Origin of the sequence: Flavobacterium soli DSM 19725 (assembly GCF_000422705.1) — a bacterium.
Taxonomy (GTDB): Bacteria; Bacteroidota; Bacteroidia; order Flavobacteriales; family Flavobacteriaceae; genus Flavobacterium; species Flavobacterium soli.
The window spans coordinates 83671-109306 of record NZ_AUGO01000015.1 but is presented as its reverse complement, the minus strand read 5'-3'; the positions used below and the strand labels follow the sequence as shown (position 1 = coordinate 109306).

At 36.6% G+C, this 25636-nt stretch carries 21 protein-coding genes; 12 read left to right on the top strand and 9 right to left on the bottom strand.

Annotation, left to right across the window (positions count from 1 at the left end; all coding sequences use genetic code 11):
- Positions 1 to 6453, bottom strand: a 6453-nt coding sequence (locus G508_RS0115005; protein ID WP_026706087.1) for a choice-of-anchor L domain-containing protein, incomplete at its 3' end; no start/stop codon positions are given.
- A 230-nt stretch (positions 6454 to 6683) separates the two neighbouring features.
- Here G508_RS0115005 and G508_RS0115000 point away from each other — a divergent pair.
- Positions 6684 to 7442 (top strand): UDP-2,3-diacylglucosamine diphosphatase, encoded by a 759-nt coding sequence (locus G508_RS0115000; protein ID WP_026706086.1) that lies wholly within the window; start codon positions 6684 to 6686, stop codon positions 7440 to 7442.
- Here the strand turns inward: G508_RS0115000 and G508_RS0114995 are convergent.
- The 6 genes from G508_RS0114995 to G508_RS20155 all read right to left on the bottom strand — a co-directional run bounded on the left by G508_RS0114995 (position 7439) and on the right by G508_RS20155 (position 12568).
- Positions 7439 to 7795: a hypothetical protein gene (locus G508_RS0114995; protein ID WP_026706085.1), complete on the bottom strand. Its 357-nt coding sequence runs from the start codon at positions 7793 to 7795 to the stop codon at positions 7439 to 7441. The genes G508_RS0115000 and G508_RS0114995 overlap by 4 nt on opposite strands.
- A 264-nt stretch (positions 7796 to 8059) precedes the next feature.
- Positions 8060 to 9757, bottom strand: coding sequence for a single-stranded-DNA-specific exonuclease RecJ (gene recJ / locus G508_RS0114985; RefSeq protein ID WP_026706084.1), 1698 nt, complete (start codon positions 9755 to 9757; stop codon positions 8060 to 8062).
- Between the two features lie 112 nt (positions 9758 to 9869).
- Positions 9870 to 10217 carry a HopJ type III effector protein gene (locus G508_RS0114980; RefSeq protein WP_026706083.1) on the bottom strand — a complete coding sequence of 116 codons (348 nt, stop codon included), beginning with the start codon at positions 10215 to 10217 and terminating at the stop codon, positions 9870 to 9872.
- The gene (locus G508_RS0114975) at positions 10218 to 10634 is read right to left on the bottom strand and encodes an OsmC family protein (RefSeq protein WP_026706082.1); all 417 of its coding nucleotides are present in this window, start codon (positions 10632 to 10634) and stop codon (positions 10218 to 10220) included.
- A 71-nt stretch (positions 10635 to 10705) separates the two neighbouring features.
- Positions 10706 to 11383 (bottom strand): 16S rRNA (cytidine(1402)-2'-O)-methyltransferase, encoded by a 678-nt coding sequence (gene rsmI / locus G508_RS0114970; protein WP_026706081.1) that lies wholly within the window; start codon positions 11381 to 11383, stop codon positions 10706 to 10708.
- 102 nt (positions 11384 to 11485) lie between these two features.
- Positions 11486 to 12568, bottom strand: coding sequence for a hypothetical protein (locus G508_RS20155; RefSeq protein WP_026706080.1), 1083 nt, complete (start codon positions 12566 to 12568; stop codon positions 11486 to 11488).
- A gap of 101 nt (positions 12569 to 12669) precedes the next feature.
- Here G508_RS20155 and G508_RS0114960 point away from each other — a divergent pair, with 101 nt between their 5' ends.
- From G508_RS0114960 to G508_RS0114905, 11 genes are all read left to right on the top strand, one after another.
- On the top strand, positions 12670 to 13257 hold the full coding sequence (locus G508_RS0114960) for a thymidine kinase (RefSeq protein WP_026706079.1): 588 nt from the start codon (positions 12670 to 12672) through the stop codon (positions 13255 to 13257).
- Positions 13258 to 13346: 89 nt separating this feature from the next.
- Positions 13347 to 13607, top strand: a complete 261-nt coding sequence (locus G508_RS0114955) for a DUF6364 family protein (RefSeq protein WP_026706078.1) — start codon at positions 13347 to 13349, stop codon at positions 13605 to 13607.
- Positions 13604 to 14014 (top strand): type II toxin-antitoxin system VapC family toxin, encoded by a 411-nt coding sequence (locus tag G508_RS0114950; RefSeq protein WP_026706077.1) that lies wholly within the window; start codon positions 13604 to 13606, stop codon positions 14012 to 14014. Before G508_RS0114955 ends, G508_RS0114950 begins: the two co-directional genes overlap by 4 nt.
- 10 nt (positions 14015 to 14024) lie before the next feature.
- Positions 14025 to 16463, top strand: coding sequence for a bifunctional UDP-N-acetylmuramoyl-tripeptide:D-alanyl-D-alanine ligase/alanine racemase (locus G508_RS0114945; RefSeq protein WP_026706076.1), 2439 nt, complete (start codon positions 14025 to 14027; stop codon positions 16461 to 16463).
- Between the two features lie 62 nt (positions 16464 to 16525).
- Entirely contained in the window at positions 16526 to 16912 is a 387-nt protein-coding gene (mscL, locus tag G508_RS0114940) for a large conductance mechanosensitive channel protein MscL (protein ID WP_026706075.1), read from the top strand.
- Positions 16913 to 17075: 163 nt separating this feature from the next.
- Positions 17076 to 18065 (top strand): aspartate-semialdehyde dehydrogenase, encoded by a 990-nt coding sequence (locus tag G508_RS0114930; RefSeq protein ID WP_026706074.1) that lies wholly within the window; start codon positions 17076 to 17078, stop codon positions 18063 to 18065.
- A 158-nt stretch (positions 18066 to 18223) separates the two neighbouring features.
- A complete protein-coding gene (locus G508_RS0114925) occupies positions 18224 to 18565 on the top strand; it encodes a hypothetical protein (protein ID WP_035694931.1) in 342 nt (113 codons plus the stop codon).
- 84 nt (positions 18566 to 18649) lie between these two features.
- Positions 18650 to 21037, top strand: a complete 2388-nt coding sequence (locus G508_RS0114920; protein WP_026706072.1) for a TonB-dependent receptor — start codon at positions 18650 to 18652, stop codon at positions 21035 to 21037.
- Positions 21038 to 21056: 19 nt separating this feature from the next.
- Positions 21057 to 21629: a hypothetical protein gene (locus G508_RS0114915; RefSeq protein ID WP_026706071.1), complete on the top strand. Its 573-nt coding sequence runs from the start codon at positions 21057 to 21059 to the stop codon at positions 21627 to 21629.
- A 142-nt stretch (positions 21630 to 21771) separates the two neighbouring features.
- Positions 21772 to 22131 (top strand): DoxX family membrane protein, encoded by a 360-nt coding sequence (locus tag G508_RS20150; RefSeq protein ID WP_026706070.1) that lies wholly within the window; start codon positions 21772 to 21774, stop codon positions 22129 to 22131.
- A 48-nt stretch (positions 22132 to 22179) separates the two neighbouring features.
- Positions 22180 to 24285, top strand: a complete 2106-nt coding sequence (locus tag G508_RS0114905) for a prolyl oligopeptidase family serine peptidase (RefSeq protein ID WP_026706069.1) — start codon at positions 22180 to 22182, stop codon at positions 24283 to 24285.
- A 50-nt stretch (positions 24286 to 24335) separates the two neighbouring features.
- Here the strand turns inward: G508_RS0114905 and G508_RS0114900 are convergent, their stop codons facing one another.
- A complete protein-coding gene (locus G508_RS0114900; protein ID WP_035694925.1) occupies positions 24336 to 24638 on the bottom strand; it encodes a hypothetical protein in 303 nt (100 codons plus the stop codon).
- A 54-nt stretch (positions 24639 to 24692) separates the two neighbouring features.
- The gene (locus tag G508_RS0114895) at positions 24693 to 25634 is read right to left on the bottom strand and encodes a lipid A deacylase LpxR family protein (protein ID WP_026706067.1); all 942 of its coding nucleotides are present in this window, start codon (positions 25632 to 25634) and stop codon (positions 24693 to 24695) included.
- Positions 25635 to 25636 lie beyond the last annotated feature (2 nt).

Below are 25636 nucleotides of genomic sequence, written 5' to 3'. Positions count from 1 at the left end.
GATGCTGATCTCCCTAACATTGAAGGCACTTAGGTCGAAACTGTCGTTGTCACCATCGTTGTTTGGGGAGATACCCTTCTGGATCTGGCAGCCAACATTATTAACCGTTATAGACTGAGTTACTGAACATCCGTCTTGTGTGGTAACAGTAACACTGTATTCTCCGTTAGCACCAAGAATAATAACATTTGGCTCATCTGTTAGGGTAACATCTTGACCATCCCATACATAAGTTGATGTCAATGGATCAAATGAACCATTTGCAGGATTTACTTCCAAATGGTATTGGTTAGATTCACATCCTTGAACAAACTCTACTTCGATAGCCGTTGAGTTTTCTTCAACTTCAACTTCAAATGAAGAGGTACATCCTAATATATCAACTTCCAAAGTATAAGTTCCAACTTCCGTTGCATTGAAAGTAGCTCCTTGCCCTTCTGCTCCACTTGGAGATGTCCAAGTATAAGTTGCGTCTGGATTGTTTATGTCAAAATTAGTAGCTGTAAATGAAAGTGTAACTGCTTGACTTGGACAAATGATATAAGGCTCTCCTTCGAAAGCTATTTGCCAATCTGCAACGCTTTCTCCAACAGTAACCGTTTCAGGTCCACTGATACAACCTTGAATGTCGATCATAACAGAGTAAGTTCCTGGCTCATCAATTGTAATTGAGCTATTATTAGAAACTACTTCACTTCCATCTGCTAAGGTGTAAGTATAGGTTACTGGGAATCCATTTGGATTATTATTAACTGTTACTGAAAGTGTTCCTGTTTCTTCAGGACATAAATCAGCTGGAGCAGTTAGATTAAAGAACCAAGTTGTATTTGCATTGGTAATCTCAAATGTTTGAGTGCTTGTACAACCAGAGTTGTTTACTGTTACAGTATAAGTTCCATAACCTGCTTCTCCATTAATAGTTAATGAACCAGAAGTTTCTGCAAGAGGACCATCATTGAATGTCCAAGTATAAGTTACTAAAGCTGGATCAAAATTATTTGCCGTAGGAGAAACCGTAATAGTTGTACTTCCTTCTGGACAAATTTGTTGAGCTCCTAATAATGTAAACTGAGGCGTAAGATCTTGAACAATCAAATCAAAGCTTACTACTTGGAAACATGAAGTTCCAAGATAATTTACCCTAACGTAGATTGTTTGTCCGTTTGTTCCTGGAAATGCTTCCAAGTCTTCAACTGGGATTGCATTTTCTAACACATTGTTTTGAGCATCTTCCTCAGTCAAGAAGTATACTACTTCATGAGTATCAGGGGTAAATGGAGCTAAAATTATTGTTTCGTTAGAAGTCAAGTCAAATATTCCGTTACCAGAAGCATCACACAACACTAAATCGTTTGGTGTTCCTGCATCGGCATCTAAGAAATATTCTACAACAATAGAATCACTTGTGATACAATCTGTTCCAATATAAGCAGCCTCAATAACATAAGTTCCCGTTTCAGAAACTACTAAGGTTGGATTTGTTTCACCTTCTAACAAATCAGTTCCATTGAACCATTGAACTGAATACAATGTTGGATCTAACTCTGAATCTAATAACACATCATCACCAAGACAAAGAGCAGTTCCGTCTGCAATCAAGTAATCTTCTGGTAAATTAATATTTCCTATATTAAAACTTCCTCCTTTTAAAAATACCGCAGAATCATAAGCAGAATCATTAATATCTGCAATAACCATTTTGATATGGTAAGTGTGTCCTGGAATTACTGCTGAAGAGGCTACCATCGGAACAGTTATTCCATTGAAATTAACAGGAGCTCCTAAAACTCCAGCTGGATTGGCATAATAACTACCAAAATACTCCGCATTCACTGAAGGACAGCCTGCATTATATTGATTATCCCTGATATTATATACAGTTACAGGAACAGGAGGTTCACTACCTGGTATTACCGCCAAATTAACTGGATCAGTACCCTCGGTTACATCTGTTAAGATAAATGCAAAGGCATCACTAAATCCGCATTGGAAAGTACCATATTCTTCCGATGCAAACATAAATTCAAAATTGATATTGGGGTCTATTGCCACGAAATCAAACTCTAAAGAAGTAGCATTGTTTAATGTACCAGTTACTGGTGGCGTCTGAGCTGCCAATATTGCTGATAAATCAGCATCCCCTCCTAAACCACCTCCTGAAATGATATTTGTGTTAGGCCCAGGAACAGAAAGTGCACTACCAGAAATCAAAACAATACCATCCTCAAAAGGAAATTGAGATTCATCTTTGTTAAAATATCCGATACCATTGTTTACACCAGTACCTGTTGACCAAGCAATATTGGTTACTGTGGCACATTCTGATTTAATCAAAATCTCTGTAACTAATTCTTCATTCGTATATAATTCTGTATCAACTGTAATAGGAGGTATTATACTTCCAATGCATAGATCGAAAGTTATGTCTTGTAATGTACTTGCAGCAGACCATACACGAATTTTATAAATATTTCCAACTACTAGATCTTCTGCTATGCTTTGATTTCCAGCTTCACAATATTCTAATGTTAACGTTCCGCATTCATCTCCCATATACAAGGAATGATTGATATCATCACTTAAACTTCCTACTACATTTTGAAAATCGATTACATGTGTTGGACTAGTTGCCGTAAATTCAAACCAAACGTCATCGTCTTCAGCACCTGCACATGTGCTTGACTGTGGAGAAGCTGTAGCACCAGTTATAGATCCGCTAGTAGATACAATGCAATCCAAACCTTCATTAACAGGAGCTACTATTGCAACATCACACTCGTCATTCGTAATTGGATCTGGAGTGATGATACATAAATCGAACGAAGCATTCTTTGGGTTTGTTCCGTTTGCCGGGCTAACTTCTCTTGTAAATACTCTAATAGTGTAAGGATCTCCTACAACTAGGTTACTTGCAATACTAATAAGTGGATCACTACAATACATTTGCGTTAGATTACCACATCCAACTCCTGAATACAATACATGATCAATATTTGTAGAAGTCCCTACAACGTTACTGAAAGTAATAATATGAATTGGATTAGTAGCCACGAATGTATACCAAATATCGTCATCTTTACCTCCCGTACAAGTTGTTCCTTCTGAAGATAAAGTTCCTCCTAAAGTGTTTCCTGAAACGAAATCAGCACAAACACGAGTTGGATTTACAGGAACAGGCAAAGCTGCACTACATTCATCGTTAACCGGTTTTGTAATAAAGGTATCTGGAGCCAAAATAGTCCAAGTACTGATATCATCAGCTGAACAAATTGCTCTTACATAATAAATATAGGCTGTTCCTGGATCTAAACCTTCTACAGTATATGGATTCTCATTAATATCTGTTAAGTAATAACCTTCAACATCTGTATTTAATGGTGTATAGTTTACTGGCAATGGAGAACCTACTGGCACAACATAAACTTCCCATTGTTGAGCAGTTCCTTGTTCTGTCCAGCTAAGTTCAACTGTTGTTTGTGTGATACTTCCAACCGTTACATCCAAGTCTATTGGTTTTGGACACGTTGGAGGTACACAATTTCCAATTTCGTTATCATCATATACAATGGTAAGTGGAGTTTGTGTTCCTGGTAACATCGTATAAATAATATCTGTAAATGGACTCACTATATCAAAACCAATTGTATCTGGCTGGTTTCCTTCGATACTCCAAAATACATCGATTGGCACATCGTTACATAAGCTAACCGCTACACCATTGACATTGTTAATCATGTTATTTCCTATGGTAGCCACTACAATTCCGTTTTGACGAACTTGCATTCTTGCTCCATTCCAAGTATTTCCAGCAGTACTAGTCAATCTGAATCTGAATACACATTTATCTTCATCTGCACACGTGATCGTGTTAAAGATAACTGGTCCAGTCCAAGTACTTGGATCGTTTCCACCACACACCGCTCTTACATAGTAGTGATAGATTGTAGCGTTAACTAAGTTCGTTGGTGTTAAAGTTGTAGCACCCGTTAAACCTGGGTAGTATAAATCTCCATCAGCCAAAACAGGAGTAACACCTGGTGCATCTGGAGCTACTCCATCTTCTGCTCTTAATAATAAAACCTCCCATTCTGAAGCAATACCACCTTCAACCCAAACAAGTTCTGCACTGTTTAAAGTTATAGATCCTGGTGTAACCACTTGTCCAGTAGGTTTAGGACAGGTTGGCAATGTTGTAAAAGTATGAACTGCTGACCATGGTGAATTTCCTGGTGAATTACAAATCACTCTTACATACACATCATACGTTGTATCAGCTGTAAGTCCGTTTGGAATTACGTGGAAAAAAGGAGCTGCTGGCCCATTTACACCTGTAACTGGAAATGGATCATCCGTTGGATTTGTTGGAGGTGTTCCTCCAGTTTCAACCCAGTAAATTTCGTATGGTAAATTTTCTGTTCCTGGAGCTGTCCAAGTTACAGTTGCACCAAGAGTTGTTATATTTGTTGTTGTTACTGCTGTAGGTGCTAAATCACATTGTGGCACATCACAATTAACAATACCACTATAAACAACTGAACCAGGTACTCCTTCTCCAGCAACCTTAGTATATATGGTTTGCCCGAAAGAGTTGATTACCGAAAGGATACACTGTTGTGGTTGTGAACCTGCTGTTAACCAAAAAACATCAAAAGGAACTCCGTCACACATTGTTACTGTTACATCAACCGGTCCTGCACCAGAAGGATAAGTTCCTCCAATAGTATTAGGTGGTGTTGAAACAGGAAGAATCGGAAGAACGATTCCGTTTTGTCTAATTTGCATTCTAGCACCATTCCAACCATTATTGGCAGAATCGGTCATTCTAAAGGTATAAGTACATTGATCTTCTGGAGCACAAATTGCCGTATTGAAGACAAATGGTCCCGCCCATGCACTGTAAACTCCTGGAGAACATTCTGATCTTACCCAATATTGGTAAAGATGAGCTGTTTCTAAAGTACTTAAAACCTCTCCGGCTACACCATCATCATCAATAAATGACATGTATGAACCTGGACCTGAAGGAATAGGCATGCCTGCATCTTGAACGGCAATTTCCCATATAGTGGCAGTTCCTACCTCAGTCCATGAAGCAGTTCCTCCATCAAGAGTAGCATTTGCTTGATCAAAACCTAAATTTTCAGGCTTGTCACAATTTTCATATTGTATAATTAAATTATAAGGAAATGTTTGTGTAGGCAAACTAGAAGAAACTACTACATAGTAATCTTCTCCTGCTACAACTGGAAAGTTATCGATAACTCTAGTAGTAGAATTTGTGTTAGCAAGACCTGCCTCACAAGCTGTTCCAATATCAGTACATTCATCATATACAAAAACCGAAGATCTAGCTGCTCCAGGCGTTAATGTGATGCTGATAATTCCATCTGTTGGAGCTACAACTCTATAAATCACATCATTCCCTGCCAAGAAGTTAGTTCCTGCTGGAGTTGCACCACAATCTGTTCCTTGAGGACCTGCGATAGAGTTTCCAAAATCGCCTGTATTGGCATCGGTTTCATATGGTAAAGTAGTAACCTGAATAGGATCAGCACATACCGTACCGAAAGGAATTGTATTAAAAAAATAAGGACCAGCCCAATCACTAAATACTCCTTCTTCACATTCTGCCCTTACATAATATTTATATCCGGTATCTTCATCAAGATTATCTTCAAGAAAATTGACATCCCCAGTACCAGTATTTTCAATCAAAGGGCTATCATTACCTGGCTGTGATGCTTCGGCTAGAACTACTGCATACTGAAAATTAATAGCTGTTCCTTCATGTTCCCATGTTAGCAATGCAGATTGAGACGCAATATTTATTGCATCAAGCTCAGTTGGCATAAAACACTCAACCGTTACATTAACATCATCAAGCACCCATCTATCACCACCAACACCTACCGTTGTTTGTGTATGCACTCTTACAAAAGCGATATAAACTTGCTGACCTACTGTCAATGTTGGAGTAAGATCTACCACTTTCTCTTCGAAAGCGTCATAAACTGAATTCATTTCTGGTTCTGTCCATGATTGCAAGAGTTGATATTGCGAAATATCAGATTGGTTGGCAATATTGGTGGAATAACGCACCTCATAAATTGTTCCCTGATTTCCAGGAACCGTTTGATGTGCTTGAAAACGCAATTGCCCATTTTCTTGAACAGTTACTAAATTTGTAATCAAGAAATCTTCAGAGGTATTTCCTTGCCCAATTTCTTCCGTGCTAACAAACATGGCCTGAGTTCCATTAACATATGGCGGTGCTTGGTTAGTAAGTCGCCAACTCTGGTTGAGACCAACGCCATTGTTGGCAATGATCCAACCTGTCGGTAATCCACCAGGAAAGGGAGTGATTTCATCAAAATTCTCAGGATCATCTGGAAATTGACAATATCCTACCACCGAATAGAAAACCGCTAATAATAAAAATGTAATTTTTTTCATAAATGAAAATTTAGGTAGTTTAATATAGTTTCGTAGTTTAAGAACTTCAAATTTAACAAAAATTAAGAATAATCTAACTTAAAATTCATATTTAACTAATTAGTTTTTTATTGTTACAAATTACTTTCTCCATTGAATTCGACTATTAAAATAGGAAAAATTTTTATTATAGTAAACGTTTACAGGAAATCTTTGAACATTTGCTATATTTGGGTTTTAAAAAATGAATAATGCAATTGTCCCAAAATAAGAAAATTTACTTTGCTTCCGACCAACATTTTGGTGCTCCAACTCCTGAGTTAAGTTTCCCAAGAGAACAACGTTTTGTTCAATGGTTGGATGAAGTGAAAAATGATGCTGAGGCCATTTTTTTATTGGGCGATTTATTCGATTTTTGGTTTGAATATAAAACTGTTGTTCCAAAAGGATTTGTTCGTGTTCTAGGTAAGTTGGCTGAAATTCGCGACAGCGGTATTCCAATTTATTTCTTCGTAGGAAATCATGATTTATGGATGTCGGATTATTTTGAAAAAGAATTGAATATTCCTGTTTATCATGATAATAAAGAATTTACTTTTGGAGACAAGACCTTCCTAATTGGTCATGGAGACGGAAAAGGCCCTGGTGACAAGGGTTACAAACGAATGAAAAAAGTCTTCACGGCTCCCTTTTCAAAATGGCTTTACAGATGGTTGCATCCGGATATTGGTGTGAAATTGGCCCAATATCTTTCGGTAAAAAACAAATTGATTTCGGGTGATGCCGATGTTAAATTTCTAGGAGAGGATAATGAATGGCTGGTTTTGTATGCCAAACGTAAATTGGAAACCAAACATTATAATTATTTTATTTTTGGACACCGTCATTTGCCAATGAAAATTTCTGTTGGAGAAAATTCAGAATATGTAAATCTTGGCGACTGGATTGGCTATTTCACGTATGGTGTTTTTGATGGCGAAAATTTTGAATTAAAAGAATATAAAAATTAATTCATCCCTACTCCACAGATATATTCTTCTAGTTTTATTTTGAACAAAGTTCCTTCTACAAGGTCTTTTATAGAGTCGAGTTCTTTCATGGAAACGGCTAAATCAATTTGAGAGACTGGCGTTTTGAGTAGGAATTTTGCACAACGGTATTTCATTTCGCAGTTTTCGCAACAGCTGTTTCGTTTGCAGCTGTCTTCAATTAAATCTACAAAATGCTCCAATTCCGAAACCGTGAAATAAAATCCTGTTTCTCTGAAAACCAACTGAATCTTTTCTGATTTTACCGCATTTTTTTCCTTCCAATAAAAAGACATTCCAAAGTTGTTGTAATAAATTTGCTCAATTCCTTTCATAACTACATTCTATTTGAAACAAATATACTATTTTATTTATATTGATTCTAAATAGAATTGTTAAAGTCTCATTGGCAGAACGATTTATTTGAAAACTACTGTTTCCAACGGCGAAGCTAGCCTTGATGGAAATGGAAATCCTTTTGCTTGAAAATATATTTTTTCTTGGCAGAAAAGAGCGACCAACGGAAGCTCCTTTTGTGTCGTAGAAAAAAATACTTTCAAGCAAAAGATTGTAATGAACAGCGAGAAAAGCTCCTGAAATTAATAATGCTCCTTAATATCTTTCAATCGAAGTTGCAAGGAAACATTGCCGTTCCACTCATTTTCATCGATACAATAAACGGCTTGAAAGTGTTGTCGATTTGTGGTGAGATCCAATTTATTTCCGATTCCGAAACCAATTGCAGCAATTCCTTCGGAGTTATTTTGCTTGACAAAAAGACGGATATGCTCTTCGGCTTGACCGATCTTTTTTCCAAATCCAGTATCAATTAAATTTTTAGTAAGGAAAACAGGTGTCATATTTAAAGGTCCGAAAGGCTCAAATTGCTTGAGGATTCGGATGAATCTTGGTGTAATATCGGATAATTCGATTTCAGCATCCACTTGGATTTCCGGCATCAGCGAATCTTCGTGAATGGTATTTTTGACGGTTTCTTCGAAGGCATTTTTAAAGTTATGATAGTTCTCTTCCTTTAAAGTCAAACCTGCGGCATACATGTGACCACCAAATTGCTCAAGATGTTCTGAACAGGCTTCAAGGGCATTATAGACATCAAAACCTTTCACGGATCGAGCCGAAGCGGCTAATTTGTCGCCACTTTTCGTGAACACCAAAGTAGGACGATAATAGGTTTCGATGAGGCGGGAAGCTACAATCCCGATGACGCCTTTGTGCCAAGACTCGTGATAGACAACCGTTGAGAATCGTTTGTCTTCAGCATTATCCTGAATCTGATTTAAAGCTTCGATTGTGATTTGCTTGTCGAGTTCTTTTCGATCGACATTGTATTTTTCTATTTCCGATGCAAACTGAACGGCTTGATCAAAATCGAATTCTGACAATAATTCAACTGCATGATTACCATGTTTTATTCTTCCAGCAGCATTGATTCTTGGTGCGATAATGAAAACCACATCTGTAATATCCAACACTTTTTTCTTGACTTGATGAATCAACGCCTTGATTCCAGGTCGCGGATTGGAGTTGATGACTTCTAGTCCGAATTTTGCTAAAATCCTGTTTTCGCCTGTCATGGGTACAATATCGGCTGCGATTGCTGTTGCAACCAAATCCAAATAAGGTACTAAATCTTCGATAGATTCGCCTTTATTTTTCCCTAAAGCTTGAATGAGTTTGAAACCGATTCCGCAACCGCATAATTCATCATAGGGATAAGTGCAATCTTCTCTTTTCGGATCTAAAACCGAAACGGCTTCAGGCAGAAATTCGCCCGGACGGTGGTGATCACAAATGATAAAATCGATGTTTCGTTCTTTGGCGTAGGCCACATGATCAATGGATTTTATACCGCAATCCAAAGCAATTATCAATGAAATTCCGTTGTCATCGGCATAATCGATTCCTTTGAAGGAAACGCCATAACCTTCATCATAACGGTCCGGAATATAAGTGGCTACATTTGTATAATACGACTTTAGATAGGAAGCAACGAGCGAAACAGCTGTGGTTCCATCAACATCATAATCGCCAAAAACCATAATGTTTTCGTTATTGGCAATGGCTTTTTCGATTCTAGAAACAGCCAAATCCATATCTTTCATCAGATAGGGATCGTGCAAATCGTCTAAAGATGGTCTAAAGAATTGTCGGGCATCTTCATAAGTTTCGATGCCACGTTGCAGTAAAAGTGAAGCGATATATTCTTCAACATTTAGGGCTTGAGCCAAGGTTTTTATTTGGCTTGCTTCTGGTTTTGGTTTGATTGTCCAACGCATTTTCTATATGGCTTTAAATTAATTATTTTTTATTTTTATTGTTTATTATGAATTTGAACCATTAAGATAGTAAGAAAATTAAGTCTGGTTTGGCTCAATGAGCCTTAATTTCTTAATGTTTTAAAACAAGTGCTTCTCCTTCAAATTGAATTCCATCCCAACCCGTTTGCATAAAATTTCGGATGTTTTGATGATCGGTTGCTTCAGGATTTTGCAGAACGTCTTCAAAATAATAGGCTCCAAAACAAGCCAATGTTGCTTCTTTTGAAAGATTTTGAAGTTTCGCAAAGGCAAATATTTTACAAGAACCATTATTTTCTCCTGCTTTATTGTATTGGTTTCCGTTTTGGAAAGCCGTTGGTGTAAAATCGTAATTTGCTTCAATGACTTGGATCGTATCTTGAAACGCAATGGATTTTGGATTTTCTTGAAGTTGTTTTAAAAAAGCTGTAAGGGTCATTTAGGATTTCAAATAATTAATGTTGACTTCTACTTTTGCAAATTGACGGAACATTTCCATCACGCCACAATATTTATCTACCGAAAGATAGACAATTTTTTGCAGTTTTGCTTCGTCTAAATCGCTTCCGAAGAAGTTATAATTGACACGAACAGAATGGTAAAATTTTGGATGTTCTTCGGTTAAATCACCTTCAACATCAATAGTAAAAGTATCGATTTCAGCCTTCATTTTCTTCACCAAGGAAGCAATGTCCATTCCGGTGCAACCTGCCAAAGAAGCCAGCATCATTGATTTTGGTCGCAAGCCTTCGTTGTTTCCACCGAATTCTGCATCAGCATCCATCTTGATAATGCCTCCCTGATGCTCGAATCCCATTTCGCCGAGCCATTTTGTATGTACTTGATGTGTGTTCATAAATTTAAAGATTGAAGGATTAAAAGATTGGAAAAATTCTCGAAGTCAATCTTTTAAAAGCTGTTTTTGATTCATTTTGTAGCTTTTCCAGCAACAACCACTACAATTTCGCCTTTTGGTGGTTTTGCTTCAAAGTGTTTCAAAACTTCCGAAGCCGTTCCTCGAACATTTTCCTCATGTAGTTTTGACAATTCCCTTGAAACACAAATTTGTCGGTCTTCGCCGAAATACGTAATGAATTCTGCCAAGGTTTTTAATAATTTATGTGGCGAAACATATAAAATCATGGTTCGGGTTTCTTCGGCTAAAGCCAAATATCTCGTTTGCCTTCCTTTCTTTTCAGGAAGAAATCCTTCGAATATAAATTTATCGTTTGGCAAACCGCTATTCACCAAAGCCGGAACAAAAGCTGTTGCACCAGGCAAACATTCTACCGTTATACCGTTCTCTACACAAGCTCTGGTCAACAAAAAACCAGGATCAGAAATCGCTGGAGTTCCCGCATCCGAAATCAAGGCAATGGTTTCACCAGCTTTCAATCTCGAAATTAAATTCTCAACCGTCTTGTGCTCGTTGTGCATGTGATGGCTGTGCATGTGTGTTCCGATTTCGAAATGCTTCAGTAATTTTCCGCTCGTTCGGGTGTCTTCTGCCAGAATCAAATCGACTTCTTTCAAAACCCTAATGGCTCGAAACGTCATGTCTTCGAGATTGCCAATTGGCGTCGGAACTATGTATAATTTTGACATTTACTTTTCTATCTTTTGCCACAGATTTCACAGATTTTCACAGATTTTATAAATTCTTTTAATCCTTGAAATCTGTGGCAACTAAATTAAAATTTCTATTGATTACTTAAACTTTTGCTCTACCACTTCAAGAAAACGTTCCTCAAAATCCTCTTTTCCTTTCCAGTCATTATAGTCTGGTTTTACCAAATCTTCAATGAAATTTTTGGCATCTTGAAACGTGTTGAACGTATTCAATTGAGAGATAACTCTGTTGAAATCTTCGTTGCTTCCGGCAAAAAGCTGGCTTACAAATCCAACTTTGTCATTCAATCCAAATGTGATTCCTTTGGTGATTTTTATCCCTTCATATTGTGGAGCTTCTGGAAATTCTCTTTTCGCTGGTTCCTGAACTTCTTCTTCAGGAGCTTCTTGAACTTCTTTGAATTCCTCAATTTCTTCTACAACTTCGGCCTTTACAGGTTCTGGTTCTTCATGATGTTTTTCGATTTCAGCCTTTACAAATTCTAATTCTTTATAATCTGAACCCAGGAAATCTTCAAAAATAATTTGATGCCCTGATTCTTTGGCAACCTCTTCTACATCCTCTTTCTTATCAAAAGCCAATTCAAAAGTAGGTTCAAAAAGGGTTTCTCTTTTCTCTTCTATTTTGGTTTCGGCTGGAGTTTCTTCTTCCTCTTCTTCAACCGAAGGTTCTTCTCCTTCTTTTTCAACCGCAACTGGCTCTTCTTCGTCTTCGCTTTCGGCTATAGCTTCTTTTTCTACTTCCGAAACTTCTTCTTCTGGAGTTTCCTCTATTTCATCTTCTTCCGCTAATGCTTCTTCTGGAACTTCATCCACTGTTTCTTCCTCAGATTCCTCTTCTGTTGTTGCTTCTTCCACTTCAGACACAATTTCTTCTGGCGTTTCTGCTCCAACTATTTCTTCAACTTCTTCATTAACCGAAGTTTCTTCCACTACAGCTTCTCCTTTTTCTTCAAAAGCCTCTTCCAGTTTATCTTCGACTTCCTTATAACCAATAGTTGGCTTTACATCTCCGAAATTTTCCTCCACAAATTTCAAAACTGACAATTTCTCATACAGTTTTTGGGTTTCCTGATGCAATTGTACCAATTCCGATTTGTTTTTAAGCTTTAAAATTCTGTGTGCAATGCTGATTAATTCGGCTTCCAGCTTTTTTTTCATAACTTTTAAGATTATAGTAAGTAAGGCGCTTCTTTTTTAATAAATTTGTTTTCGTTACAAAGTAAAAAAAACTAATCCTTTTTAAGGCTGAAAAATACAAAATGTTTCTCGAAAATACAGTAAATCATAAAGAACAATTTGGTTGGATCGAAGTAATCTGCGGTTCGATGTTTTCGGGCAAAACCGAGGAACTTATCCGAAGGCTCAAAAGGGCTCAGTTTGCCAAGCAAAAAGTCGAAATTTTCAAACCTTCCATCGACACCCGTTACCATGATGAAATGATTGTTTCGCATGACACCAACGAAATTCGTTCGACTCCAGTTCCTGCTGCTGCAAATATCAGAATCTTGGCACAAGGCTGTGATGTGGTTGGGATTGACGAAGCTCAGTTTTTTGATGACGAAATTGTTACGGTTTGTAATGACCTCGCCAATTCAGGTATTCGAGTAATTGTTGCCGGACTCGATATGGATTTTAAAGGAAACCCTTTCGGACCAATGCCTGCCTTGATGGCAACTGCTGAATATGTTACAAAAGTGCATGCGGTTTGTACTCGAACGGGAAACCTCGCCAATTATAGTTTTAGAAAAACAGATAACGACAAGCTCGTAATGCTTGGCGAAACGGAAGAATATGAGCCTTTGAGTCGTGCTGCTTATTTTGAGGCGATGAAGAGAAATCAGGAGTAGTTTTTAATCTTCACTAAACATTTGTCATTCAATTTAATTTGTACGAACAAATTTATTATATTTGTACGTATAAATTAATTCTTCTTTTTATGGATACCAAACTCACCTTAAAATTAGACAAAGACGTAATTGAAAGCGCTAAGGAATATGCTGCGAAACAAAAAGTTAGCGTTTCATCTATTGTAGAAAGTTACTTTAAAACAATAATTTCTAAAGAAAACAAGAAAGATAGTGTGCAAATTTCTGATTTTGTAAAAAGTTTATCTTTAGAAAATGGCGGAATTCCTGCTGATTTTGATTATAAAAAAGACAGACAAGAGTATTTGATAAAAAAATATAATTCTTTATGAGAGTTTTTTTAGACACTAACGTAATAATCGATTTAATTATTAAAAGAGAACCTTTTTACTATGAAATTGCAGAAATTACAACCAATGCCGAAAAAAACGAACTAACTTTATTTACCTCTTCGTTATCTTTTGTAAATACGTTTTACATAGCCTCTAAAGTAAATACAAAAGAATCTGTATTAGAAATTTTACGAAAATTTAGAATCATTTGTAATGTTTCTGTAATTGACGAGTTTAATATCGACAAAAGTCTGATTTCAGATTTTTCAGATTTTGAAGATGCCGTTCAATATAATAGTGCATTGCATCATAATTGTGATTGTATAATTACAAGAGATAAAATTGGCTTTAAAAATTCTAAAATTAATGTAATGACTCCAACCGAGTTTTTAGCTTCACAACTTTAAAACAATCCTTTTGGCACTTTCAATCCAAAATATTATCCCTCAAATTCAAGCCGTTTTCAATGGAAATGCGACATTAGAAATCGACAATGTTTCTATTGACAGTCGTTCACTTCAAAACAATTCAGGAACACTATTTTTTGCTTTGGTTGGACCAAATAACGACGCTCATATTTATCTTGAAGAATTAATCGACAAAGGCATTCAGAATTTTGTTGTGACGTATATTCCAGAAAATTTAGAAGGCAAAGCCAATTTTTTAAAAGTAAAAAACACAACCGAAGCTTTACAACAATTTGCTGTTTTTTACCGAAATCTATATTCGTTTCCTGTCATTGGAATTACCGGAAGCAACGGAAAAACCATCGTCAAGGAATGGCTGAATTTTCTTTTGAGCCCGGATTATAATATTATTCGAAGTCCGAAGAGTTACAATTCGCAAGTAGGTGTTCCGCTTTCAGTTATTTCCATCAATGAAAAACATAATCTAGGGATTTTTGAAGCCGGGATTTCTACCATCAACGAGATGCAAAAACTCGAACCTATCATCAGACCAACCATCGGATTACTGACCAATATTGGTTCGGCTCACGACGAAGGTTTTGCGAATTTGGGCGAAAAAATAAAGGAAAAACTCAAGCTATTTGCTAATGTTGATGTGTTGATTTACAACAAAAACAAGACGATTGATGCCTTTATAAAAAATTCAAAAACGTTTACCTGGAGTTGCAAAGACAGAGATGCTGATGTTTTCATTTCTAAAAAATCGATTCTCGACAAGACGCTTTTACATATAGATTTTGGCGACCATCATTTTGACCTAAAAATTCCTTTTCTGGATGATGCTTCGATTGAAAATGCCATCCAATGCATGATGGTACTGCTACATTTTGGCTACGACCATAAAACCATCGAAAGCCGAATGGAATTGCTCTATCCTGTCGAAATGCGATTGAAAGTCAAAAACGGCATCAACAATTCGACTTTGATTGATGACAGTTACAGCTCAGATTTTCAGTCGTTGAAAATTGCCTTGGATTTTCTAGAAAGCCAGAAACACCATAAGAAAAAGACCTTGATTCTGTCTGACATTTTCCAAAGCGGTTTGGATAAGGAAGAATTATATGCCAAGGTTTCGCAGTTGATTATTTCGAATAAAATCAATCGTGTAATTGGTATCGGAAGTACGATTTCTGAATTTAAAAATAAATTTTTAAACAGCATCACTTTTAAAAATACCGAAGATTTCATCAATGCATTTGACAGTTTATCTTTCAGAAATGAAACCATCTTAATAAAAGGAGCACGAACTTTTGAATTCGAGAAAATCGTAGCTTTATTGGAAGAGAAAACCCATGAAACGGTTCTGGAAATCAACCTCAACGCGATTGGACATAATTTGAATTTCTTTAAATCGAAATTAAAGCCCGAAACCAAATTGATGGTTATGGTAAAAGCTTTTGGTTATGGAAATGGCGGTTTTGAAATTGCAAAATTACTCGAACATCATAAAATAGATTATTTGGGTGTGGCTTTCGCCGATGAAGGAATTTCGCTTAAATCAGCCGGAATCACGACACCAATTATGGTTTTGAATCCTGAAAACACTAGCTTTCCTTCGATAATTCAATATCAGTTGGAACCCGAAATTTATTCTATAAAAGGATTGAATGCTTTCTTGAAAATTACCGAGCAAAAAAAAATGCATCAGTATCCAGTTCACATCAAGCTCGACACAGGAATGCACCGCCTTGGTTTTCAGGAAAATGATTTGGAAGAATTGATTTCGACTTTAAAAAACACACCTTCGATAAAAGTGAAAAGTATCTTATCGCACATGGCAACAAGCGATGATTTGAATCACAAGCAATTTGCACTTTCCCAGATTGATTTATTCGAAAAATTATCTTCAAAATTGATGCAAGAATTAAAGATACATCCAATTCGTCACATTCTGAATACTTCGGGAATTTCAAATTTTCCCGAAGCACAATACGACATGGTTCGTTTAGGAATTGGACTTTACGGCATCTCAAATGATGCTGACGAACAGCATTATCTTGAAAACGTGGGTACTTTAAAATCTATTATTTCTCAGATTAGAACTATTAATGAAGGTGAAAGCGTTGGCTATGGCAGAAGATTTATGGCTCAAAAAACCACCAAAATTGCGACAATCCCGATTGGATATGCCGATGGAATTTCGAGAAGTTGGGGAAATGGACTTGGTTTCGTGACCATCAATCATCAAAAAGCTTACATCGTTGGTAGTATTTGTATGGATATGTTGATGGTAGATTGTTCGGAAATTGATTGCAAGGAAGGCGATCAGGTAATTATTTTCGGCGAAAGCCCAACTGTAAATTTTATTGCCGAACAAATTCATACGATTCCTTATGAAATCCTTACAAGTATCTCCCAAAGGGTGAAACGCGTTTTTTATAGGGAATAAAACTCATGTTTTTAAATTTTTAATTAAATTAGCTATCCAATTAACTTAAAACAAAAATTATTATGGGAATGATGTCAGAATTTAAAGCCTTTGCAATGAAAGGCAATGTGGTAGACCTTGCTATAGGGGTTATCATTGGTGCTGCTTTTAGCAAGATTGTTACTTCGTTTATTGAAGATGTAATTACACCACTTTTATTGAAACCGGCTTTAGAGGCTGCAAATCTTACAAAATTAGAAGAGCTTACCATTTTTGGTTCGGTAAAATACGGTATGTTTCTTTCTGCTGTGATCAACTTTTTAATTGTCGCTTTTGTATTGTTTTTAGTGATCAAAGGAATCAATGCTTCCAGAAAGAAAGAAGCAGAAACTCCTGCCGCACCACCAGCTCCAACAAATGAAGAAAAGCTATTGATGGAAATCCGTGATGCATTGAAAAACAGACCTTAAGATATTTCCGCTACATTATATATTCTAACTAAACCATTCATTAACTTGAATGGTTCTTCTTTTTTATAACTTTTTGTTATATTTTTTAAATTCGTTTTTTTAATTGTTTTATTATTTACTTTTGCAGTCAGAAAAAAAAACATCCATCTTAAAAAATATCAATATGAAAGTTGCTGTCGTTGGAGCTACCGGAATGGTTGGCGAAGTAATGCTTGAAGTTTTAGCAAAAAGAAATTTTCCTGTAACCGAATTGATTCCAGTTGCATCCGAAAGATCTGTTGGAAAAGAAATCGAATTCAAGGGTATCAAATATAAGGTGGTTGGTTTGCAAACGGCAGTTGATATGAAAGCCGATATTGCTTTGTTTTCGGCAGGTGGAGAAACTTCTTTGGAATGGGCTCCAAAATTTGCAGCTGCAGGAACTACCGTTATCGATAATTCTTCGGCTTGGAGAATGCATGCTGATAAGAAACTGATTGTTCCTGAAATCAATGCATCGGAACTGACAAAAGACGATAAAATTATTGCAAATCCAAACTGCTCGACCATTCAAATGGTTTTGGCTTTGGCTCCTTTGCATAGAAAATATAATATCAAAAGAATCATTGTTTCTACTTACCAATCTATTACTGGAACTGGTGTGAAAGCGGTTCAACAATTAGAAAACGAGTATGCTGGAATTCAAGGCGAAATGGCTTATAAATATCCAATTCACAGAAACGCCATTCCACAATGTGATGTTTTTGAAGACAACGGTTATACGAAAGAAGAAATGAAATTGGTTCGTGAAACTCAGAAAATTTTAGGCGATAAAACCATTGCCGTTACTGCAACTGCCGTTCGAGTTCCAATCGTTGGAGGTCATAGTGAAGCGGTGAATGTTGAATTTTCAAATGATTTTGATGTGAATGATGTTCGCCAAATCTTGCATGAAACAGATGGCATTGTAGTTCAGGATAACACCGACACCTATACCTATCCGATGCCAAAATATGCACAAGGAAAAGATGAAGTTTTTGTGGGAAGAATTCGTCGTGACGAAAGCCAGCCGAACACTTTAAACATGTGGATTGTAGCGGATAATTTGAGAAAAGGAGCTGCAACCAATACGGTTCAGATTGCGGAGTATTTGGTGGCTCATAATTTGGTTTAAACGTTTTCACTTTTAATAAATATTTTTTAAACCATTAAGATATTAAGACAATTAAGCCAATCCAAAGCTTAATGAAACTTAATATCTTAATGGTTTTTTCATTTTAAAATGTTAAAATAAAACCATTTTTTTTATTCCCGTATTACCTTTGCATTTGGATGAAGAAAAAATTTGCCATACTAAATCTTTCCTTGATGATTACCGTATTGTTTGCGATACTGTTTCAATCACTACATTCGTATGGGCATATTTTAGAAGAAAAAGTAACATTCACCAACGTTGATTCTTCCAAAAAAGACGTTCACGCAAACGACCACAACCACGAAAAATGTTTTGTCTGCGAATTTACTTTTAGCAGTTTCATCGGAACAGAATTTACTTCTTTTCAATTCAAAACTTCTTTTGAAGCTATAGCTTATAGCTTTTTTTATACTGAAATACCTTCCGTTTTTTCAGGAAGTCAGGCTACTCTTCGGGGTCCACCTTCTTCTATCTGCTAATTAATTTGGAGCATCCTGCTCTTTATCGGACGATTTTCTGTTGAAAATTTGTCCTAATTATCATTTTAGATTTTTCAAAAACCAATGCGTTATTTCATAGCACTTGTTTTCCTATTTATTGGAAACCAATCGTTTGTATATTCCCAAAACAAAGTAAGCGGGAAGATTACAAACGAAAAAAACGAACCTCTTGATGGAGCTCATGTTCATGCAAGTCAGAATTTTGCCGTTAGTGATCCGGCTGGAAACTTTTCGATAGACGTGCCTTTCGGCCAAAATCGTATCGTGGTTTCCTATATTGGATACAAAACGGTAGAATTTTCGCAAGATATTGATGGAGATGTCGTACTGAACATTCAATTAAAGGAAGACATTTCGGCTCTTTCGGAAATTGAAATAAAGGACAAAAACATCAAGACCAATGCAACTTCCGACAGGAAAGAACTCAAGATTGACCAACTCGAAAAATACAGCAGTGGCAGTTTGGGCGATGCCTTGAAGGAAATCAGTGGCGTATCTTCCTTGAAGACTGGAAACACGATTGTGAAACCAATCATCAACGGTTTGCACAGCAGTCGGGTTCTGATCATCAACAACAATGTTCGTCTGGAAGACCAACAATGGGGATTGGAACATGCTCCAAATCTCGACATCAATACGGCTGGAAAAGTTTCGGTCATTAAAGGTGCTTCGGGATTGCAATATGGTGGCGATGCAATTGGTGGTGTAGTCATTATTGAGCCCTTACCCATTCCTGTAAAAGATACGCTTTACGGAAAAACCATCCTGAACGGAGCTTCAAACGGTCGAGGCGGAAGTATTTCTTCTTCGCTTTTTAAAGGTTATCAATCGGGTTGGAATTGGAACTTGCAAGGCACTTTCAAGTATCTTGGAGATGTTGAAGCACCGGATTATATACTCTCGAATACTGGAAACCGTGAGAAAAATTTCTCTGGCGGAATTGGTTTCAAAGGAGAAAATTCAGGATTCTCGGGGTTTTTCAGTTATTACAATGCTACAATTGGGATTTTAAGAGCTTCCCATACCGGAAACATTGCCGATTTGGTGAATGCCATCAACACTGGAAAACCATCGGTAATCAACGATTTCACGTATAACATCAATGCTCCAAAACAGGAAGTGCAACATTATTTGGGCAAACTGAACTATTATCATACTTTTTCTGACTTCGGGAAACTGACTTTGCAATATGCTTTTCAGCTGAACAACCGTTTGGAATATGACATCAGAAGAGGCGATTCCAGAAATAAACCTTCCCTGGATTTGTCTTTATCAACACATTTGATGTTGGTGGATTTGGAAACTTCTTCGAGTGAAATTTCAAAATATAAATTTGGAATTAGTGGCGTTTTTCAAAACAATTTTGCTGATACGGATACGGGAGTTCGGCCCTTGATTCCCGATTATGACAAATATGAAGCGGGTGTTTACGGTATTGGCACTTTTGCCTTGAGCGAAAATTTAGAACTTGAAACCGGATTCCGCTATGATTTCAGCCGAATCGATGCCACGAAATTTTACCTTCAAACCAGATGGAACGAGCGGAATTACGATGCTGATTTTTCAGATATCATTATCGGAGAAGTTGGAAACCAATGGAAAACCAATCCTGTTTTTACCTATCATAATTTCTCGGGAAGCATCGGGACAAAATACCAAATCAATACAAATTTGAAATGGTTTACCAATTTGAGTTTGGCGAGTAGAAGCCCGAATCCGTCGGAACTTTTCAGTGACGGATTGCATCATTCTACAGGACAAATAGAATTAGGCGATTTGCGTTTGGAAAAAGAAAAAGCGATTAAAATTTCAACGACTTTGGCTCATACTTCTGCTAAATTTGCATTCGAAATCAATCCTTATTTGAATCTCATCAATGACTTTACTTTGCTGGAACCAACAGGTTTGGAGCAATCCAACAGAGGAGCTTTTCCGGTTTGGGAATACCGCCAAGTCAATGCACGATTAATGGGAATTGACATCAATGCAGATTATGATTTTGCAAAAAACTTCAACTATCATTCGACTTTTGCTTATGTTTATGGAGAAGACCAAAACAACAAAGAAGCCTTGATTGATATGCCTCCTGTAAATTGGAACAACGAAATTCAATTCAAAAAACAAGAGTGGCATCATTTGGTTTTAGGCTTAAAAAGTGAATTGGTTTTTACGCAAAAACGTTTCCCAAACAATGATTTTATTGCCGATGTTCCTGTTGATGGCGAATTTGTTCCGACTCTGGTTGAAATCAGCCAGCCTCCGAAAGGCTATCATCAATTGCACTTCAGCTCTGAAATGACCTTTGCTGCTTTTGAAAAATCTAAGATTACCATCGGATTTACTATCCAAAACCTATTCAACACGAACTATCGGGATTACCTCAACCGTACACGTTTTTATACAGACGATATGGGTCGGAATTTCACAGTTCAATTAAAATTCAATTATTAAAAATTAAAATTTACACAAAATGAAAACCCTTAAATTAGTACCATTCGCTTTCATCGCCTTACTTTCTTTCAACTCATGTTCAAGTGATGACAACTCAAGTCAACCTGTAAATGAAGAAGAAGTAATCACGACTGTAACCGTAACACTAACTCCTGAAGGTGGCGGAAATCCCGTAGTTTTAACCTCAAGGGATTTGGATGGAGACGGTCCAGATGCTCCAGTAATCACATCAACAGGAAGCGTTTCGGCTTTAACAACTTATAACGGAACGGTTTCCTTATTAAACGAACTGACAAATCCAGTAGATAATATTTCACTAGAAGTGGAAGAAGAAGGCGACGAGCACCAATTCTTTTTTAGTGCAACAGGAGGCTTGTCTGGAACATTTGCTTATGCTGACGAAGACGTGAATGGAGATCCAATTGGTTTGGAATTTAAATTTACAGCTTCTGCCAATCCACAATCTGGAAATTTGACCGTGATTTTAAGACACGAACCAAACAAAGCTGGAGCAAATGTTGCTTCGGGAGATATCACAAATGCTGGTGGAGAAACGGATATACAGGTTGTTTTTCCTGTAACCGTGGAATAAAACACTTATTTAAATTGTACTCAAAACCGTTCCATTGCGAACGGTTTTTTTTATTAATGTAATTTTTTACAGAATTAATTATCAATATTTTACAAAATATTTGTTAAATTTATGCAATTAATAATCCTTTAAACAATTTACTATGAATTCAATGTTTACAAAAATCGTAAGAATTTTATTGGGAGTTATACTTTTAGTATCGGGATTGAATAAATTTTTTGAGTTTATCCCAACTCCAGCAGGTAATTTAATTGAATCTTTCGGACAAGTTGATTATGTTTTTCCAGTGGTGGCCTTTTTAGAAATTGCAATCAGTATTCTTTTGCTGGCCAAAAAATGGGTAGCTTTTGCACTCGTGATTTTAGCACCAATTTGTGTAAACATTTTACTTTTTCACCTTTATCTTGATTTTTCGGGTGTCATTCCTGCATTGGTAACAGCCACACTAACTGGAATTTTGATTTACAAGCATTGGAGACAATACGTTCCGCTTTTTAACTAAATCCTAACATTAGATTTCGCTATTTTTGTAGAAACCAATTTATTAATAATGAGAAAAATAATAGTAACAATGGTGGTTTCTTCAACTATCGCATCCTTTGGACAATTAAAATATCCTGTTACAGAAAAGAAAATAGTAAACGACACCTATTTTGGAACAACAATCCAAGACCCGTATCGTTGGCTAGAAGATGATAAATCCGCCGAAACTGCGGCATGGGTAAAAGCCGAGAACGAAGTTACTTTCAATTATCTGGAGAAAATTCCGTTTAGAAAGCAATTGAAAGAAAGAATGGAGAAACTTTGGAATTATGAGAAAATTTCAGCTCCATTTAAAAGAGGAAATTATACCTATTATTACAAAAATAACGGACTGCAAAATCAATCCGTACTATACCGAAAAGACAAGAATGGCAAGGAAGAAATTTTTCTTGATCCAAATACATTTTCGGCAGATGGTTCTACTTCATTGGCAAGTGTTTCCTTTACAGAAGATGGTTCTCTAGTTGCCTATTCTATTTCTGAAGCAGGAAGCGATTGGAACAAAATCACGATTCTTGATGCTGTAACCAAGAAGAAGCTGGAAGCCGAAATCGTGGATGTAAAATTCAGCGGAATTTCATGGTATAAAAATGAAGGTTTCTACTATTCAAGCTACGACAAGCCTGAAGGTAGTCAGCTTTCAGCAAAAACAGATCAACACAAATTGTATTTTCATAAATTAGGAACGTCGCAAAAATCAGATAAGGTGATTTTTGGCGACCAAGAAAAAAGAAGATATGTTGGTGGTGGGGTTACAGAAGACAACAAGTATTTGATTATTTCGGCTTCTACTTCTACTTCTGGAAATGAATTATATATCAAGGATTTGAGCAAAGCTGATAGCAAAATTGTCACGATTGTAGATAATTTTGAAACCGACAACAGCATCATTGAAAATGTAGGTTCTAAGTTGTATATCATTACCAACAAAAATGCTCCAAACCAAAAAATTGTAACTGTTGATGCTTCAAATCCAACTCCTGAAAACTGGAAAGATTTTATTCCAGAAACTAAGAATGTGCTTTCGGCAAACACAGGTGGTGGATTTATTTTTGCAGAATATATGAAAGATGCCGTGACGCAAGTGTTGCAATATGACTACAACGGAAAATTAATTCGTGAAGTAAAACTTCCTGGCGTAGGTTCGGCTGGAGGGTTTGGAGGTAAAAAGGAAGAAACGACTTTATATTACTCGTTTACCAATTATACCACTCCAGGAACTATTTATTCCTATGATCCAAAAACTGGAACATCAAAAGAATATGAAAAGCCAAAAGTTGATTTCAATTCTGCCGATTATGAAAGCAAGCAGGTTTTTTATACGTCGAAAGACGGGACAAAAGTTCCTATGATTATTACCCACAAAAAAGGATTGAAACTCAACGGTAAAAACCCAACCATTCTTTATGCCTATGGTGGTTTTAATGTGAGCTTGACACCAGCTTTCAGTGTTTCAAATGCTGTTTGGTTGGAACAAGGCGGTGTTTATGCTGTAGCAAATTTACGTGGTGGTGGAGAATACGGAAAAGAATGGCATGATGCTGGAACACAGTTGAAAAAGCAAAATGTTTTTGATGATTTCATTGCCGCTGGCGAATACTTGATTGCTCAAAAATATACTTCATCCGACTTCTTAGCCATTCGTGGAGGTTCAAACGGAGGTTTATTGGTTGGTGCCGTAATGACACAACGACCAGACTTGATGAAAGTAGCTTTACCAGCGGTTGGAGTTTTAGACATGCTTCGTTATCATACTTTTACGGCTGGAGCCGGATGGGCTTATGATTATGGAACCGCCGAAGATTCTAAAGAAATGTTTGATTACCTGAAAGGATATTCTCCCGTTCATAATGTGAAATCAGGTGTAAAATATCCTGCAACTTTGGTAACAACTGGCGATCACGATGACCGTGTGGTTCCAGCACACAGTTTCAAATTTGCTGCCGAGTTACAGGACAAGCAAACAGGTCCGAATCCAGTTTTGATCAGGATTGAAACCAATGCAGGCCACGGAGCTGGAAAACCGGTTTCTAAAACTATTGAGGAAATTGTAGACATGCAAGCGTTTACGCTTTATAATATGGGATTCAAACAATTGCCATATAAAATTTAAAAAAAGCAAGCTTAAACAAAAAGCATCCGCCTTAATTGACGGATGCTTTTTTATTTTAGAGCTAATTTTTGAAGTAATTCTTCCGAAGCTGATTCCGTATACATCCCATAAGAGGTAACTAGAATTCCTTTCAAGCCGTCTTTGGATTCAATTCCGTAAACGGTTGCTTCTTCATCCGGACTTGAATCGCCTTCATACCTATAAACTTGTGTAATCTCAAACTCATCATGGGTATAATGGTTGGTATTTGTTGCCAAAGCATTTTTTTCAATATTGAAATCAATTGTAAAACCGTCTTGCCGCAATTGTTTTATAGCTTCTAAAACCGTAGCATATTTGTAATTTGCACTCATAATTTGTAGAATTTTGGACGCCTAAATTTAAGAAAAAAAAGAACTCATACGGTTTTAATCTAACAAATACCCAACCCCAATCGAACCATAAAAATAATCCTCAATAACATTATTCTTCGCTTCTCTTCCTCTAAACAAAAAAGAATACGATAAATTCCAATGGTTTTTTCTATACTTCAACCCGGCTTCTGCATTAAACCGAAAAGGTTCCAACGGAAAAGTCACCGGACTATTGTCATTAAACATGCTTCCTTGAATCGTAGCATCATAAGCCTGATAATTGACCTTTGGCGAAGCATAAAAATAAAATTCGCTTTCTTCCTTATAGTTTTTATCTGCCCGAAGCGAGCCATCGTATAAATTGGAATTGTAAACCGGAAGTAATCTTTTTAGACTGAATCGAAAAACAGGACCAACGGTTACTGAATTAAAAATAGTTCCCACACTTGCTTCTCCTTGAAACTGTGCATCAATTTGGCTTTCTTTCTTCGGAAATAATTTCACCGAATAAAAAACATTTGCCTGTATTGCAAAAGCATTTTTTATTTGATACTGCCATCCATAAACATTTCGGTATCCAAAAACATCGTGAAAACCCCTTTGCACTTCTTCTCCAAAAGCATTCGGACCAACATACCCGATTTGTCCATTGATTTTTAGAACCGATTGGTTATTATAAAAAGTATTCAACCCTGCTTCACCAAAAAGATAACCTGCAAATGGCCTGTCGTTTTTGAAAATATCACCTGCACGAATCGTCTGGGGATTATAAATATATTGTCCTAAACGAAATTCAATAATTTTTTTATTGACCTTTTCATTTTTATGATCAATCAGATAGCGGTAAAAAAACTCAAACCCGTTGGTATAATATTTATCGTTAACTGTAGAAGTATATAAGTCATTATCGAAAACAATTCCTATTTCGGTTGGCTTTTTTTGTGCCAAAACATAGCAAGACACAAACAAAAATAGCAGGAGTGACTTTTTCAGCATAC